The 18309-nt window shown below is 56.4% G+C and carries 5 protein-coding genes and 1 pseudogene; 5 read left to right on the top strand and 1 reads right to left on the bottom strand.

Annotated elements, in window-relative coordinates; genetic code table 11:
- Positions 1 to 25: 25 nt before the first annotated feature.
- From ratB to shdA, 3 genes and pseudogenes are all read left to right on the top strand, one after another.
- Positions 26 to 7342 carry a DUF823/DUF824 repeat adhesin RatB gene (gene ratB, locus NA624_RS18680; protein ID WP_000837149.1) on the top strand — a complete coding sequence of 2439 codons (7317 nt, stop codon included), beginning with the start codon at positions 26 to 28 and terminating at the stop codon, positions 7340 to 7342.
- Positions 7343 to 7443, top strand: a pseudogene (locus NA624_RS18675) (IS1 family transposase); the annotation flags it as partial.
- A 498-nt stretch (positions 7444 to 7941) separates the two neighbouring features.
- The gene (shdA, locus tag NA624_RS18670; RefSeq protein ID WP_071778382.1) at positions 7942 to 13311 is read left to right on the top strand and encodes a fibronectin-binding autotransporter adhesin ShdA; all 5370 of its coding nucleotides are present in this window, start codon (positions 7942 to 7944) and stop codon (positions 13309 to 13311) included.
- Positions 13312 to 13472: 161 nt separating this feature from the next.
- Here the strand turns inward: shdA and xseA are convergent, their stop codons facing one another.
- The gene (gene xseA / locus NA624_RS18665; protein WP_000953182.1) at positions 13473 to 14822 is read right to left on the bottom strand and encodes an exodeoxyribonuclease VII large subunit; all 1350 of its coding nucleotides are present in this window, start codon (positions 14820 to 14822) and stop codon (positions 13473 to 13475) included.
- Between the two features lie 160 nt (positions 14823 to 14982).
- On the opposite strand from xseA, the gene guaB reads away from it, so the two are divergent.
- Complete coding sequence (guaB, locus tag NA624_RS18660; RefSeq protein ID WP_000944174.1) at positions 14983 to 16449, top strand: IMP dehydrogenase; 1467 nt, start codon at positions 14983 to 14985, stop codon at positions 16447 to 16449.
- A gap of 69 nt (positions 16450 to 16518) precedes the next feature.
- Positions 16519 to 18096, top strand: coding sequence for a glutamine-hydrolyzing GMP synthase (gene guaA / locus NA624_RS18655; protein ID WP_000138293.1), 1578 nt, complete (start codon positions 16519 to 16521; stop codon positions 18094 to 18096).
- Positions 18097 to 18309: the final 213 nt, after the last annotated feature.

Raw genomic sequence — 18309 nt, 5'->3', positions numbered from 1 at the left:
AAATGGACTTTTCTCAGGTACGTCAGTGAAATCGAAAAAGTGTGTCGGTTTTTTATCCTGGTTGCTGTTATGCGCCTTTATTTTAAAGCCTTTCTTCGCGCAGGCCGTGCGAAGCAGCGGCGCATGGCAGGAACTCACTGAGCAAACTGCGGCTATTAACGGTACTCCCCCTCAGGCCGATAGTGTGACGATCCCGGTCTATCAGGGCAGCGTGCAATTGCGCTCTGATGCGGCGAATCCTGTTGATTACTCCGCGAAACCCAGCCAGTTCAGCACCAGTGATGCAGGCAGCGCGATGACCTTAACCAACCCGCACGATACTGAAGGCGATATTTTCGCCGATCCGCCGCTGGCCTGGCAGGCTGAACGCGCGCCCACCGTCACGCTGGTGTGGGCCGACGCCGCCACGCCGGATACGCCGCTGTCTCCGCAGCCATCGGCAAACCTGACGTTCTGTGAGCAAAATATGGCGGGCCGCCACCTGGTGGTCTGGCCGCAACTGGATACCTCAACCGCCGTACCGCCGCTGTGGCTGCTTACCCGCACCGGCGTGCCTTATGACAGCGCGGTAGAGATACTCAATCAAAAGATTGCGGTGGATATTGCCCCCGCCGTGGGCGACCCGGTAACGCTCGCCGCCGATCATCTGGACGAGTCGCTAAACGCCGCGAAGGTCAAAGCCGGTGAAAGCATCACGCTGACGGTGAATACCAAAGGCTGTAACGGCGAGCCTGCGGGCAATATCGCGTTCGTGATTACCCGCGGCGATGCGCTGAATCGCCAGGGCGTGGTGAACAATACCGCGCCGGTACGCGTCGGCAATACCGAACTAACCACCACCGCCACCGAATATCACGGCACCACCAATGCGGAAGGCGTGGCGACGGTGACCGTCACCCAGGCTAACGGTCCGGGGGTAAAAACCCCGCTGGTGGCGCACCCGTCAGGCGCGCCTGCGCTGAAAGCCGACGTGGACGTGATTTTTACCACCCTCACCAGCCCGGACAGCGGCAGCGCCAATATGTACGGCCATATGGCGGACAATTCCACCGCCACGGTGGACGGCGAAAGCTACACCTTTAGCCGCCCCAAACTGGCGGCGGAAACCGACGGCGAAGACCGCGCCGTCAGTATCAACAATGAAAGCTGGGCGCAGTTCAACTGGGCTAATGCGGATAAACACTGCGATATTCTGCCGGATGCGCGCCAACTGGAAGGGTTAAAAATTGAGCGCGGCGATTTATCCACCACCCTCGGCTGGCCGGTGGGGCTGACATCCGGAGATGAAGAGTACTGGTCCTCCTCCCAGGGATCGATCGCCGCCGACCATATCAGCATTGATATGCGTAGCCGCAGCCTTACGCAAATGCCGGACGCCACGCAATCGCTGGTAAGCTGCGTGGATAAAGCCTCGCCTGCGGTTACGCCGAAGTTAGTGATTAGCGCCGATAGTTTTGATTCAACGGTCAATGCCGCGAAAGTCGAGGTTGGCGATGAGATCAATATGAAGATCAGCGTGACCGACAGCGCCACCAACAAACCGCTGCCTTATCGCTACTTTAATGTCTATCTGGGCGACGAGCAGAATCGCCAGAATCAAAAGAACGCCGATATTGACGCGGCGCATCAGTGGTCGGATGAACCGGTCGTCATCACCAATCTGGAAGGCAGCGACGGTCACTATCACGGCGTCACCGACGCCAACGGCCAGTTCTCGCTGGCGCTGACCCAGGATCGGGGCGCGGGCGTGTTAACCCCGGTGCGCGTGGTGCTGTTCGACGGGACGGAAGCGACGCAGAACGTCATTTTTACCGTAGTCACCAGCCCGGACGTGGCGCAGGCGCGCATGTGGGGCCATATGCAGGGCGTGGTGGAGGCGGGCAATATCTACAAACGTCCGCTGCTGGCGGACGAAGCCGCGCAGGACACCGGCTCTGAATTTGAGAATAACGAATACTGGGCCACGTTTAACTCGGTAACGGCGGCGACAAACCAGTGCGGCGCGGGCCAGGTGCCGGGGCAACTGCTGCTGGATACGCTGTATGCGGCCCATTCCGGCAACGCGATGGAAACGACCTACGGCTGGCCGACGCAGAAACACAGCTATATCGCGGCGGATACCGATGGCTCCACCACCGCGCACGTCAACATGGCGACCGGCGCGGACAGCATGTTCAGCGGCGCTGAACCGAACTATCTTTCCTGTTCCGGCAACGAACTGGTGACCATCCTGAACGTTTACTTCGATGGCAACGAGTCGTTACGCAATGCGGTCGCCAAAGTGGGCGAACAGGTAACGATGAACGTGCACTCCGTCAACGCGCTGAACGGACTGACTGTGCCTAACGCCGCGTTTACCGTGACCATGTCGCATGGCAAAAATCGCGACAACGCGACGACCGGTTTTACCGACTCCAGCGACGGAACGTTGGTCATGGGGGGAACCTCGTTTGGCTCCTCCCAGGCGTCGATGACGTATCAGGGCATCACCGATGCCGAGGGGAACGCCACGCTGGTGATTGAACAGCCGCAGGGCGTCGGCTTGCTGACGCCGCTGACCGTACTGCCGCTCCACTCGCTGATCACCGCCCCCGTCAACCGCAGCGTGAAATTCACCGTACCCACCAGCCCCGACACGCCAAAAGCGCATATGTGGGGACATATGGCGGATACTATCACCGTGGACAATATGGAATTCCAGCGGCCAAAACTGGCGGCGGAAGCGACTGCCGCGACCAGGACCGAAGATCAGAATAACGAAACCTGGGCGCGCGTTACCCATGCCGATGCGCTGAACAACCCCAACGCCGGAGGCTGCGAGGTTAATCATCTGCCGCAAGATCACCAGCTTAGCGCACTCTATGCCGCGAACGATGGCAATAAAATTCACACCGTATCCGGCTGGCCGACGTCGTATAACTACTGGTCTTCCACCTTCGCCAGCGCCAGTTCGTGGCAGACGGTATCGCTGGCCTCCGGCGACAAAACCGCTTCCGGCGACGCTTCCGATTTTGTGAGTTGCCTGGTTGGCGTCAATCCCACGGCCGCCTCAATTACCATCGAACCGGTAGATACGTCGCTGTGGTATGACGTCGGCGGCGAGCACGCGGTGAAAGTGAAAAAAGGCGACACCCTTCAGCTCAAGGTGACGGCGAAAGACGCCAGCGGCAATCCGGTCCCGGATGCGCCGTTTGTGCTCAGTCGCGGCGACGGCTATACCCGCCAGGGGGAAAAACATATCGCCGGTAGCGGCGACGGCATCGTTTCTGCGGTGGTCATCGACGGTGAATCGCTCAACGATACCGCCACCAAAATCGGCGAACTGACCGGCGAGGACGGCAGCAAAATTATCAACGTCACCCGCCCGGATACCCACGGTACGAAGGTCGCGATTACGGCGGCGCTGTACGATAACGCCAGCGCGACGGCCAGTATCGACACCATTTTTACCGTGGTCACCAGCCCCGACAGCGATAAGGCTAAAATGTGGGGCCATATGCCGGAAACGGTAGCGGCGGCCAACGGCGAGGTATTTAAGCGCCCGCTGTTATCGGCTGAAATCGCCAGCGGTATTACCCACGGCAGCAATACGGAAAATAACGAAACCTGGGGCAGCGTGAATTTTGAGGTGGCGAAAGATGCCTGCGGCGCGGGATTTGTTCCCTCGCTTGCCGATCTCCAGTCGCTGTACGACACCTGGCCAGGCGGCGCCATGAATACCCAGCAGGGCTGGCCGCTGGACGGTAAAAACTACCAGGACAGCACCGCCGATTTAAGCAGGACATCGGAAAACCGCTACGTTAAGTCGATTAATCTGCGCGACGGCGGCATCGGTTCGCTGCTGTGGGATGAAAAACTCTATTTTGTCTGCCTGCAAAACGCCCATCCGGTGGCGACGCAGATAACGCTGACTTCGCCGCAGTATAACGACAGCGATGGTTTCGCTAAAGCGAAGGTCGGCGAGACGATTCCGGTCACCATCACCACGCTGGATGCCCAGGGCAACCCGGTGGCGGACACGCCGGTTATCTTTACGCGCGGCGACAGCATTGGGCGGGCGAATCAGGAGGTTAACGGTTCGCAGGCGGCAGCCATACAGATTAACCACAGCGACGCGCGCAACAGCGGCGTTGAGTATTACACCGCTACCGGCGCGGACGGTACGCTGACGCTGGATATCAGCCAGGACGGGGGCGCTGGCTTTAAAACGCCGCTGATGGCGTCGATAGAGCACAGCAACGCCGCAACGACCGCGCCATTGCCGGTTATTTTCACCGTGGTTACCAGCCCGGACACCCCGAAGGCCAGCTACTGGGGCCATATGGCGGAAACGTTAACCGACAGCAGCGGCGTGGCGTACAAACGTCCGCTGCTGGCGAGCGAGTTCAGCGCTACGCCCGGCAAAACGCTGACCATCGCCAACGGCTACTACGACAAGGGCGAAACCTGGGGCATGATAACCGTCGATAAAGCCTGGAACGGCGTCAGCGGCGGCTGCGGGCGCGATTATCTGCCCAGCGTCAGCAACCTCCAGACGCTGTACAATACCTGGCCTGATAATGCCATGCGTAGCCGTAACGGCTGGCCGATGACCAGTTCGGGCAACAACAACGTCAGCCGCTACTGGTGGGCGGGGGATTACGTGATATCGTCAGACGGCGCGCAGTCGCTCTACGCGGCGGTCAACCTGTTTAACGACGGCAATGATGTCAAAACGACGACCAGCACCACGGCTTACTACATGCAGACCTGTCTTGTCTCGGCGCGCCGCGCCGCTGCCAGCCTGACGCTGACGCTGGCAGGCCAGGATGAAGCCACCGGAATCGCAAAGGCGAAGAAGGGCGAGCAGATTGCCGCTACCGTCACGGTGAAAGACGCCGCAGGCCAGCCGATGAAAAACGTGATGGTGAAAATCAGCCGGGGAACGTCGTACAATCGCGCCAATAGCGCCACATCGGCTTCAGGCGCCACAGACGATATTACGCTACGTAATGTGATGCCGTCCGGCCTTGCGACATCCCTGCTGGATACCTCCGCGAAATATCTGTACGTGGAAACTGATGAACTGGGTCAGGTGACATTTACCCTGGCTCAGGACAGTACCACAGGTTTAAAGACCACTATCAGCGCCGCCACGATGGACGGCAGCAACCTGACGGACAGTAAAGACGCTATCTTTACCGTTATCACCAGCCCGGATACCGACAAGGCCACATACTGGGGCCATATGCCGGAAACCTTTACCAACAGTAAAGGGGTAGAGTTTGCCCGGCCGCTGCTGCGCGCCGAGCTTTCTTCAACCACGGATACTTCTGGCTATTTGGCAAATGGTGAAAACTGGTATACCTGGAGCCGTTATCCAAACCTGTATCAGGATTCCGCCAGCCCGTGTGATCGCCTGGGGTTGCCGACGATGGATGAGTTAAAAACGCTGTATGCCGACTATCCGCAGGGCGGGCTAACGGCGGCCTTTGGGCTACCGGTGGCTGGGGGGAAATACTGGGGGGCGGGGGATTCGAAAGTCAACGATACGCACTCGACGAATAATTTCCAGTACATCAGGCTAAATACCGGCGAGACGACAACGACAAGCACCAATACTGCAACGGCGCAACTCTGCCTGGCGAAGCGCAGGGTGCTGTCGATAGCGCTGACTTCCAGCGCCATGAATGCCGAAAAATCCGCGGCGCTGGCGAAAAAGGGGGAAAAAATTCCGCTTACGGTGACCGTCACTGACGGCGCTGGTACGCCGCAGCCCAACGTCCCCATTCGTCTGGGGCGAGGGAACTATTCGCAAAACCGGGCGGGCGGCAATGAAAACGGCAGCAATAGCGACATGCTGTTAACGCCGATTGCGCCGCCAGCGGATGCCAAAGCGTTTGCCTATCATTATTCCGGCGAGCAACTCTGGTACTGGTACGGCACCACGGATGAGAGCGGCAGAGTGCAGTTTGAACTGACGCAGGATAACACCCCCGGCCTGAAAACACGGCTGGAAGCGATGCTTCCCGACAATCCGCCGACGGTCAGCGATATGGACGCGATTTTCACCGTAATCACCAGCCCGGACAGCGTGAAAGCCAAATACTGGGGACATATGCCGGAAACCGTGACCAACAGCGCGGGCGTGGAATTCCGCCGCCCGCTACTGGCGGCTGAGATGACGTCGAACAGCGGCACCTACCTTGACAATAATGAAACCTGGCCGCTGGTGACCATCGCGAACACCCAAAAAGCGGGCGCGACCGGCTGTGATGCGCAGTACCAGCCGTTATTAAACGACCTGCAAACGCTGTATGGCGACAATCCCAACAGCGCTATCGGTACGGCGTTCGGCTGGCCGGTTGGGGCGGGTAAATCCTGGCTGGCGGTAGACCAGGAAACAGGCACCGGGTATTACCAGTATCTGCGGCTGGATACTGGCGCCAAAGGCCGTTCCAGTTCCACGAGCGTGACCGGCGCGCAGGTGTGTCTGGTCGAGCCGCATACTTCTACTCCTGCCAGTATTACGCTGACCTCAACGGCGATGGACGGCGCGAAAAACGCGGCGGTAGTGGAGAAGGGAAGCGCGATGCCGTTAACGGTGACGGTAAAAGATAGCAGCGGTAACCCGGTCGCCAACGTCGGTTTTACGTTGTCACGTGGCGATTCGAAAAATCGGGCAGGTACGGTGGTAACGGATGGCGACGTGGCAGCGGATGCCGGAGCAGACGATCTCATGCTTAAAGCGCTGACACCCGCAAGCGCCAGCCAAAGTATGACCACCACCGGGATTGTCTTTACCGGCACTACCGGCAGCGACGGTACGGCAACGTTTACGCTTAATCAGGATAAAAGCCTGGGACTGAAAACGCCACTCACGGTGAAACTGACGGACAATACGACTCTTCACGCATCACTGGATGTGATTTTTATGGTACTTACCAGTCCGGATACGGATAAAGCGTTGTTCTGGGGAAATATGGCGGATACGACATCCGTTAACGGAAAAACGCTGCATCGTCCGTGGCTTCAGGCTGAGCTGCTGTCAGGCGTGACGCCAGTATTTACCAACGGAGTGCATACAAATAACGAGTACTGGGCGATGGCGCATACGGTGGACAACACTAAATGGGATATTGCCAAGCAGTGCGGTAGCCTTAGCAAAGCACCAGATAATAACGACCTGTTGACGCTGTATCATTCCATTAGCTCGTTAGGCTGGCCGACGCAGGGCTATCCCTATTTATCTAAATCAACCTCGAGCGGCGGCATGTATTGCGGCGTGGATGAGAATACCAGGAATCAAAACTGCGCCATTAAGCCGGCAAGTTCAGCAGGTTATGCGACGTGCGTGGATTAACGTATTAAGCGTCTGGCACGAAAAAAATCTGCTTTTCATGTTCCATTGAGCTTCATGAAAAAGTAATCGACACATTCATTGAAAAGTATATGTTCTGCTAATTGGAGTCACCACCGTTTGCCGCGAGTGTGTAAAAGCGCCGTCTCGCTTCTGCAACCCGGCATCTGGCGCTACCCATATACTCTAAATAATTCGAGTTGCAGGAACGCAGCCGCAGCACATGCAACTTGAAGTATGACGAGTATATTTACAATAACACCAGGAGTCGCATGATAATCACACCTTTTTCCCCACGCATCTATTTATCTCAATATATGAAACCATTAAATATCATCCATAGTATGAATATTTATAAAATGGTTGGATATATTTATATTAATTATAAATTAATCAAAGGTTAACCTGGCATTGAAATAGACCTTGAAATTAGTTAATAATCTGTCTTTGATAATATATTGTTACAGATGATTGTAATCATTCATAGAACTATATTTTTGTTATTTATTATTTATCTCATTTATATACACCATTTAAAAGCTATTTACAGCCAATCAAAATCAAGTTTGCTTCGTGAACGTTATTAAAAGGAAATTTAAAAATTGAACAGGACCTACAGTATCGTCTGGAGCGCCGTGCGAAATATGTATGTCGTGGCTTCAGAACTGGCGCGAGGCCACAGCAAAGTTAAAATACAGGCGCACGCTAATAATGAAGTCGCCCTTTCTATTGAAAAGCCTGAGTCAGGATGGATAATTAGTGCAAAACACAATGCGCTGGCCTTCGCAATTGTTGCCGCGCTTGGGTTCGCCAGTCCGCTGGCTATGGCCGATAATCCGGTGTCCTACATTGACGGAGTCGACCACGACCTGAACGCAGAAACGTCGCCAATTTCTTATTCAGGTACCGGCCAGGGTACGGCACTGTATCTGGAAGGTTTGGCAACGGCTAAGGGGGGATGGCAGCCAACCTCAGGCACAGGCACAGGCGTTGTGATTGAGACGGACGGCGGCGGAGATCTCCTCCCGGACGGTAGCTACGCAATCGCCACGGCGATTAAGCTCGCCAGCGGCGCGGTGCTTAATCTCACCAACGCAGAAATCTCAACGACAGGAAACTATAGTACTGGTATCGAACTCACCGGACAGAGCAGCATAACGCTAACGGGAGGGACCCTCCAGGTCAAAGGCAATTACGGCATCATGACGCTCAGCGGCGAGTCACAAGCGACATTGAGCGATATCAAGGTAACAGCAACAGCGGAAACCACTAGCAACATATCGGTTGGCGAGGGCAGCACGCTGAAAATAAAGGACGGAAGCGAAGTTACGCTGACGAATGGTCAATTGAGCGTGGCTGGTAACACGACAAGCAACGCCTTTCTGTATGTGGCCAATAGTACGGTGAGTTCTACGGGCACGAAAAGTACGGTTATTGCCTCCAACCAGGGTATTCTTGATATCAAGAACTCAACCATCACGCACGATAATGTCGCAGGCGCCGCTATTGAAGCCGTGAACGCCTCAACGGTAACCATTTCCGGCGATAATAAAAACTCGATGGTCATTACGTCCGAAGATATCGGCATTAAAAGCGCTAAATCTTCCGTCAACATTGACGGCGCCACCATCATCGCCAAAGGCGATGGCATTTTGATGACCACGGGGGGCAGCAGTTTTTACAGCAATAACTCCGGGCTGACGGTCAACAATGCGGACGTGACCTCAGACGACGCCGCCGCGCTGCACGTTGATAAAAACACGGTGATAGAAAAGCCCATTACATTAACCGACAGCACATTGACTGGCCCAACGGCTATTAAACTGGATAATGCGGCAACCGTAGAGGCCAACAACACAACGCTGAATGGCAACATTGACGCGGGGAGCACAGTATCGTCCTTGTCGCTGGCCGAAAAATCCTCACTGCAAGGGAGCGTCAACGGCCTGAACAGTTCATTGACGCTTGACGAAACCAGCCAGTGGAACATGACCGACCCGTCAACCGTCGGCAACCTGACCAACGACGGCGGCATTACGCTGGGCAACGCGAGCGGTTCGACAGGTACGCTGCTGACGGTGGACAATACCCTGACCTTGCAGAACGGCAGCCAGATAAACGCGACGCTGGATACCGCCAACAGCTCGCCAATTATCAAAGCCGCCAACGTCACGTTGGACGGGACGCTGAGCCTTAGCTCAACGGCCACCTTTGTCGCGCCCGAAACCGACGAACACTTAGGATCGTTCACGCTGATTGATTCGCAAACTGCGATCACTACCGATTTTGACAGCGTAACGCTGGATGCCGACACCTCCGCTATGCCGGATTACCTTACGATCAACGCGGGCGTTGATGCGAATGATAATACCAACTACGAGTTGTCTACGGGCTTGAGTTGGTACGCGGGCGCAAATTCTGCGCGCGCTGCGCATGGCACTTTTACCGTTGATGCAGGCAGTACCTTTACCGTCACCAGCGAACTGGATGAAACCACGGCGACCTCCAACTGGGATGGCAGCAAGCTAACCAAACAGGGCGACGGCACGCTGATCCTCAGCAACACTGGCAACGACTACGGCGACACTGAAATTGACGGCGGCATTCTGACCGCCAAAGACGCCGCCTCGCTCGGCACTGGCGATGTGACGATTGCAGAAAGCGCAACGCTTGCGCTGAGCCAGGGCACGCTGGATAACAACGTGACCGGCGGGGGCCAAATTGTCAAAAGCGGTAGCGATGAGCTGATCGTGACCGGCGATAACACTTACTCCGGCGGCACCACTATTACCGGCGGTACGCTGACGGCTGACCATGCGGATTCGCTGGGCACTGGCGTTATTGCCAACAGCGGCGTGCTTCAGGTCGGCGAAGGCGAGCTGGAAAATACGCTTTCTGGCAGCGGCTCGCTGGTGAAAACCGGTACGGGCGAGCTGACGTTAAGCGGCGATAACACTTACTCCGGCGGCACCACTATTGACGACGGTGTGCTGATTGCCGCCAACGTTAACGCGCTGGGCGGCGGTGATGTCGATAACGCGGGTACGCTGAAGCTGGACGCGGAGGGCGAATTCAACCTTGCGAATGTCACAACCCAGTCTGGAGCAACGACTGAGCTGGCCAAAGGTACGACGCTCAACGTCGACTCGCTGACTCAGCAAGCCGATAGTACGCTGAATATTGACCTCAGTAAGGCCAACGGTGAAAGCGCCATTACCGCCGACAGCGTCACGCTGGGCGGCACGCTGAACGTCACCGGCATCGGCAGCGTTACAGACAGCTGGACGCCTGAGGCATACACCTACACGCTGATTGACAGCGACAGCGCCATTACCAGCGATTTCGACAATCTGACCGTCGCGGGAATGAATAGAGAAGATGTTGACTTCCTGACTATCGACGGAAAAGTCGACGAAGCAGACAACACCCACTATGATCTGACGGCCTCCCTCTCCTGGTATGCGGACAGAGACAACGCTTCTACCGACGCTCACGGTACCTTTACCCTTAGCGACCCTGACGGCAGCTTTAACGTTGCGGCTAATCTGACAGACGTTGACGACACGCTTGATCCGAATAGCACATGGGACGGTAAATCGCTGACCAAAGAAGACGCAGGCACGCTGATCCTCTCCGGCGACAACGACTACAGCGGCGGCACCACCATCAATGAAGGTACGCTGGTCGCCGCCAGTACGACGGCGCTGGGCACCGGCCTGGTCGACAATAACGCCACGCTGGTGCTGGACGCAGATGGTGAAGTCAGTGCGGTGGGCGGCATCACCACTCATAGCGGCGCGACGACCCAACTGGCGCTCGGCACCTCGTTGGATCTCGGCGACAGCGCGTTAATTCAGCAAGATGGCAGTACGCTGAACGTTGAGCTGAATAGTGACTCAGTGCAACCGCTGATTACCGGCGGCAGCGCCACGCTTGGCGGCGATCTGGTCGTCAGCGACGCCAGCCTGCAAGCGCGCGCCTCCGACGCGGAGTTCCAGTCCTTTAAACTGATGGATATGGACAGCGATATCAGCGGCGACTTTACCAGCCTGACGATGAACCTTACTGACAAGCCGGACTATCTGACCGTAACCGGGACAATCAATCCTGAAGATGCGTCAGAATATCTGCTTACCGAAGGGCTGAGCTGGAATGCGACCGCCACGTCAGCGACGCCAGCACATGGCACGTTTACCCTGGGCGCAGGCGACAGTTTTGAAGTCACCAGCGTACTGGGCGATAAAACCGGCAACGGCGACTGGGACGGTAAATCGCTGACCAAACTGGGCGCGGGTAAACTGACGCTGAGCGGCGCGAATACCTATAGCGGCGATACCAACGTACAGGAAGGCACACTGTGGCTGTCCGGGGACGGTACGATTGGCGAAATGGGCAGCCAGCAGGCGGTGAACGTCGCCTCTGACGCGACCTTCGGCGGCAGCAACGGTACGACCGTTAACGGTAAGGTGACCAACGAAGGGACGCTGGTCTTCGGCGACAGCGAGGAAACTGGCGCCATCCTCACCCTCAATGGCGATCTGATCAACATGGGGACGCTCGCCAGCGGCAGCTCCTCCAGCACGCCTGGCAATACGCTTTATGTCGATGGCGATTACACCGGCAACGGCGGCTCGCTTTACCTGAATACCGTCCTGGGCGACGATGATTCGGCGACCGATAAGTTAGTCATTACCGGCGATGCCTCCGGCACCACCGATCTGTACATCAACGGCATCGGCAATGGGGCGCAGACCACTAACGGTATCGAAGTGGTGGATGTTGGCGGCACATCGACAAGCGATGCGTTTGTGTTAAAAAATGAAGTTAACGCCAGTCTGTATACCTACCGTCTGTACTGGAATGAAAGTGACAACGACTGGTATCTGGCGTCAAAAGCACAGTCTGATGATGACGACAGCGGCGGTGATGTCACGCCTCCAGATGATGACCGTGATGTCACGCCTTCGGACGACGGCGACAATGGCGGTAATGTCACGCCTCCGGACGATGGCGGCGATGTCGCACCGCAGTACCGTGCGGATATCGGCGCGTACATGGGCAACCAGTGGATGGCGCGCAACCTGCAAATGCAGACCCTCTATGACCGCGAGGGTAGCCAGTATCGTAACGCCGATGGCAGCGTATGGGCGCGCTTCAAAGCGGGTAAAGCGGAATCCGAGGCTGTCAGCGGCAATATCGATATGGACAGCAACTACTCCCAGTTCCAGTTAGGCGGCGACATTCTGGCCTGGGGCAACGGCCAGCAGAGCGTTACCGTTGGCGTCATGGCGAGCTACATCAACGCCGATACCGACAGTACCGGTAACCGTGGCGCAGACGGTAGCCAGTTCACCAGTAGCGGCAACGTAGACGGCTACAACCTTGGCGTCTATGCCACCTGGTTTGCCGATGCCCAAACGCATAGCGGCGCGTATGTCGACAGCTGGTACCAATATGGTTTCTACAACAACAGCGTAGAGAGCGGTGATGCGGGTTCTGAATCTTACGATTCAACCGCTAACGCTGTCTCGCTGGAAACCGGTTATCGCTACGATATTGCGCTGAGTAACGGCAATACTGTCAGTCTGACGCCGCAGGCGCAGGTTGTCTGGCAGAATTACTCAGCGGATAGCGTGAAGGATAACTACGGCACCCGGATCGACGGTCAGGATAGTGACAGTTGGACAACGCGCCTGGGTCTGCGAGTTGACGGCAAGCTGTACAAGGGCAGTCGTACGGTTATCCAGCCGTTTGCTGAAGCTAACTGGCTGCACACCAGCGATGATGTGTCGGTATCGTTTGATGATGCTACGGTGAAACAGGATCTTCCGGCTAACCGTGCGGAGCTGAAAGTAGGTCTGCAGGCAGATATCGATAAGCAGTGGAGCGTTCGCGCTCAGGTTGCCGGGCAGACTGGCAGCAATGATTTTGGCGATCTGAACGGTAGCCTCAATCTGCGCTATAACTGGTAAGTTAGACAAAACCGGGCGGGCGTTCCCTGCCCGGTTTTGAGGCGAATGACAAACCGATTGATCGTCAGATTATGGCTACACCTTATCCAATGTGGCGCGTAGGTTGGCTGAGGCGAAGTCGAACCCCAACATCGCGCTGCAAAGGGTGGGGGAATGTTGGATTACGTGCCCGGCGTGACGGATTTGACTTCACTTTCAAGCCAGCCGTCCTCCAGTCTCGTGGTCATGATATCGCCTGCTTTGACCTGTTTGATCTTTTTCAGCACCTTGCCGTCCGTTGTCGTCGAAACCGTATAGCCGCGCGCCAGCGTGGCTAACGGGCTGACCGCCTCCAGATGCGTGACCGCGTTGCCAAAGCGTTCGCGCTGTTCGCTTAACCGTGAGCGGATATTCTCCGTCAGACGATATTCCAGCTGTTGGATGCGCGACTGCGCGCGGTGAATTCGCGGCTGCGGATTTTGCTGGCTCAGGCGTTGACTTACGCGCTGTTGGCGCTGAGTGGCCTGCTTAATCCTGGCCTCAAGCGCAAACCCCATCCGTTGGCGTAGACGTTCCAGCGCGGTTTGCTGGCGGGCCAGACGCAGTTGCGGGTGTTGCTGTTGCAGGCGGTGAAAAATCTGCGTGAAACGACGGCTGCGGTTGGCGAGGTAGTAGTCCATCGCCATGCCCAGACGCTGCTGGGCGGATTGAATCTGGCGCAACAACTCCTGCTGGTTACGGCTGACAATTTCTGCCGCTGCTGATGGCGTCGGCGCGCGCAGGTCGGCGACAAAATCAGCTATCGTGACGTCCGTTTCGTGACCGACGGCGCTGACCACCGGAATGCGGCTGGCAAAAATCGCCCGCGCCACGCGCTCGTCGTTAAAACTCCACAAATCTTCCAGTGAGCCGCCGCCGCGCCCGACAATTAACACGTCGCACTCGCCGCGCGCGTTCGCCAGTTCAATGGCGCGAACGATCTGTCCCGGCGCATCGTCGCCCTGGACTGCGGTTGGATAGATAATAACGGGCAGGGATGGGTCACGACGCTTTAGCACGTGGAGAATATCGTGCAGTGCCGCGCCGGTTTTCGAGGTGATCACCCCCACGCAGTGGGCCGGGGAGGGCAACGGTTGTTTATGCTGCTGATCGAACAACCCTTCGGCCTGGAGTTTGGCTTTTAGCTGCTCATATTTCTGCTGCAACAAGCCTTCGCCCGCCGGCTGCATACTTTCGGCGATGATTTGATAATCGCCGCGCGGCTCGTACAGCGTAATATTGGCGCGTACCAGCACCTGCTGCCCGTGCTGCGGGCGGAACGTCACCCGGCGATTGCTGTTACGGAACATCGCACAGCGCACCTGAGCGGTATCGTCTTTGAGCGTAAAGTACCAGTGGCCCGACGCAGGCTGCGTGAAATTAGAAAGCTCGCCGCTGATCCATACCTGTCCCATCTCCTGTTCTAACAGCAGACGAACCGTCTGGTTAAGGCGGCTTACGGTAAAAATTGAGGAAGTTTGAGAGGATAACATGTGAGCGGGATCAAATTCTAAATCAGCAGGTTATTCAATCGATAGTAACCTGCTCACGGGGGATCGCAAGCACTATTTGCAAAAAAATGTAGATGCAACCGATTACGTTCTGTATAATGCCGCGGCAATATTTATTAACCTCCCAGGTGAGATATTGCCCATGCTACGTATCGCTAAAGAAGCCCTGACGTTTGACGACGTCCTCCTTGTTCCCGCTCACTCCACCGTTTTGCCGAATACTGCCGATCTCAGCACGCAGTTGACGAAAACTATTCGTCTGAATATTCCTATGCTTTCTGCGGCGATGGACACCGTGACGGAAGCGCGCCTGGCAATTGCCCTGGCTCAGGAAGGCGGCATTGGTTTTATCCACAAAAACATGTCCATCGAGCGCCAGGCGGAAGAAGTTCGCCGCGTGAAGAAACACGAGTCCGGCGTAGTGACCGACCCGCAGACCGTCCTGCCAACCACCACGTTGCATGAAGTGAAAGCCCTGACCGAGCGTAACGGTTTTGCGGGCTATCCGGTGGTGACTGAAGATAACGAGCTGGTGGGTATCATCACCGGTCGTGACGTGCGTTTTGTGACTGACCTGAACCAGCCGGTGAGTGTCTACATGACGCCGAAAGAGCGTCTGGTGACCGTTCGTGAAGGTGAAGCCCGTGAAGTCGTGCTGGCAAAAATGCACGAAAAACGCGTAGAAAAAGCGCTGGTCGTTGATGATAACTTCCATCTGCTTGGCATGATTACCGTAAAAGATTTCCAGAAAGCGGAACGTAAACCAAACTCCTGTAAAGATGAGCAGGGCCGTTTACGTGTCGGCGCGGCGGTCGGCGCAGGCGCGGGCAACGAAGAGCGCGTTGACGCGCTGGTGGCGGCAGGCGTTGACGTACTGCTGATCGACTCCTCTCACGGTCACTCTGAAGGCGTGTTGCAACGTATCCGTGAAACGCGCGCAAAATATCCTGACCTGCAAATCATCGGCGGCAACGTTGCGACGGGCGCAGGCGCTCGCGCACTGGCGGAAGCCGGTTGCAGCGCGGTGAAAGTGGGCATCGGCCCGGGTTCCATCTGTACGACTCGTATCGTGACTGGTGTGGGCGTTCCGCAGATCACCGCTGTTTCCGACGCGGTGGAAGCGCTGGAAGGCACCGGGATTCCGGTTATCGCTGACGGCGGTATTCGTTTCTCCGGCGACATCGCCAAAGCCATCGCCGCAGGCGCGAGCGCGGTAATGGTGGGTTCCATGCTGGCGGGTACCGAAGAATCCCCGGGCGAAATCGAACTCTACCAGGGCCGTTCGTACAAATCTTACCGTGGGATGGGCTCGCTGGGCGCGATGTCCAAAGGTTCCTCCGACCGTTACTTCCAGAGCGACAACGCCGCCGACAAACTGGTGCCGGAAGGTATCGAAGGCCGCGTAGCCTATAAAGGTCGCCTGAAAGAGATCATTCACCAGCAGATGGGCGGCCTGCGCTCCTGTATGGGGCTGACCGGTTGTGCTACCATCGACGAACTGCGTACTAAAGCGGAGTTTGTGCGTATCAGCGGTGCGGGCATTCAGGAAAGCCACGTTCACGACGTGACCATCACCAAAGAGTCCCCGAACTACCGTCTGGGCTCCTGATTTTCTTCGCCCGACCTTCGCGTCGGGCGATTTATTTAATCTGTTTCACTTGCCTCGGAATAAGCGTCAATGACGGAAAACATTCATAAGCATCGCATCCTCATTCTGGACTTCGGTTCTCAGTACACTCAACTGGTTGCGCGCCGCGTGCGTGAGCTGGGCGTTTACTGCGAACTGTGGGCGTGGGATGTGACAGAAGCGCAAATTCGTGACTTCAACCCAAGCGGCATTATTCTTTCCGGCGGCCCGGAAAGCACCACCGAAGAAAACAGCCCGCGCGCGCCGCAGTATGTCTTTGAAGCAGGCGTGCCGGTATTTGGCGTCTGCTACGGGATGCAGACTATGGCGATGCAGCTTGGTGGTCATGTAGAAGGTTCTAATGAGCGTGAATTTGGTTACGCGCAGGTCGAAGTATTGACCGACAGCGCGCTGGTTCGCGGTATTGAAGATTCCCTGACCGCCGACGGCAAACCGCTGCTGGACGTGTGGATGAGCCACGGCGATAAAGTGACGGCGATTCCGTCCGACTTCGTGACCGTCGCCAGCACCGAAAGCTGCCCGTTCGCCATCATGGCCAACGAAGAAAAACGCTTCTACGGCGTACAGTTCCACCCGGAAGTGACCCACACCCGCCAGGGTATGCGTATGCTGGAGCGTTTTGTACGCGATATCTGCCAGTGTGAAGCCCTGTGGACGCCGGCGAAGATCATCGACGACGCCGTGGCGCGCATTCGCGAGCAGGTGGGCGACGACAAAGTAATCCTCGGTCTCTCCGGCGGCGTGGATTCCTCCGTAACCGCCATGCTGCTGCACCGCGCGATCGGTAAAAATCTGACCTGTGTATTCGTCGACAACGGCCTGTTACGCCTCAACGAAGCCGAGCAGGTGATGGACATGTTTGGCGACCATTTTGGTCTGAACATTGTTCACGTACCGGCAGAAGATCGCTTCCTGTCCGCGTTGGCTGGCGAAAACGATCCAGAAGCCAAGCGTAAGATCATCGGTCGCGTTTTCGTTGAAGTATTCGATGAAGAAGCGCTCAAACTGGAAGACGTGAAATGGCTGGCGCAGGGGACTATCTACCCTGACGTTATCGAATCTGCGGCGTCTGCAACCGGTAAAGCGCACGTCATCAAATCTCACCACAATGTCGGCGGCTTGCCGAAAGAGATGAAGATGGGGCTGGTTGAACCGCTGAAAGAGCTGTTCAAAGACGAAGTGCGTAAGATTGGTCTGGAGCTGGGCCTGCCGTACGATATGCTGTATCGCCATCCGTTCCCGGGGCCGGGCCTCGGCGTGCGCGTACTGGGTGAAGTGAAGAAAGAGTACTGCGACCTGCTGCGCCGTGCGGACGCTATCTTCATTGAAGAACTGCGCAAAGCGGATCTGTACGACAAAGTTAGTCAGGCGTTCACCGTCTTCCTGCCGGTCCGTTCCGTAGGCGTCATGGGCGATGGTCGTAAGTACGATTGGGTGGTCTCTCTGCGTGCCGTCGAAACCATCGACTTTATGACCGCGCACTGGGCACATCTGCCGTATGACTTCCTGGGTCGTGTTTCCAACCGCATTATCAATGAAGTCAACGGGATTTCCCGTGTGGTGTATGACATTAGCGGTAAACCACCGGCTACCATTGAGTGGGAATAAGCCGATAACCCTTCCTGTGTTTTCATGAACAGGTAAAAGGAAATTTAACCCTCTGTTTTTGCAGAGGGTTTTTATTTATGTGCATAGATGAGTTTTCTGTGTAGCGCACAGCTCCTGACGGTAAAGCACTACATCGACACAATAGCGGGTTTCACTGGCAGCACACAATCAAATCTGACAGTCGGCTTCGAGCGAAATAGCGAAATATAGTCA

The organism is Salmonella sp. NW38 (assembly GCF_051807745.1).
Taxonomy (GTDB): Bacteria; Pseudomonadota; Gammaproteobacteria; order Enterobacterales; family Enterobacteriaceae; genus Salmonella; species Salmonella enterica.
The sequence above is the reverse complement of the archived record's forward strand: the minus strand, read 5'-3'. Positions and strand labels throughout refer to the sequence as shown.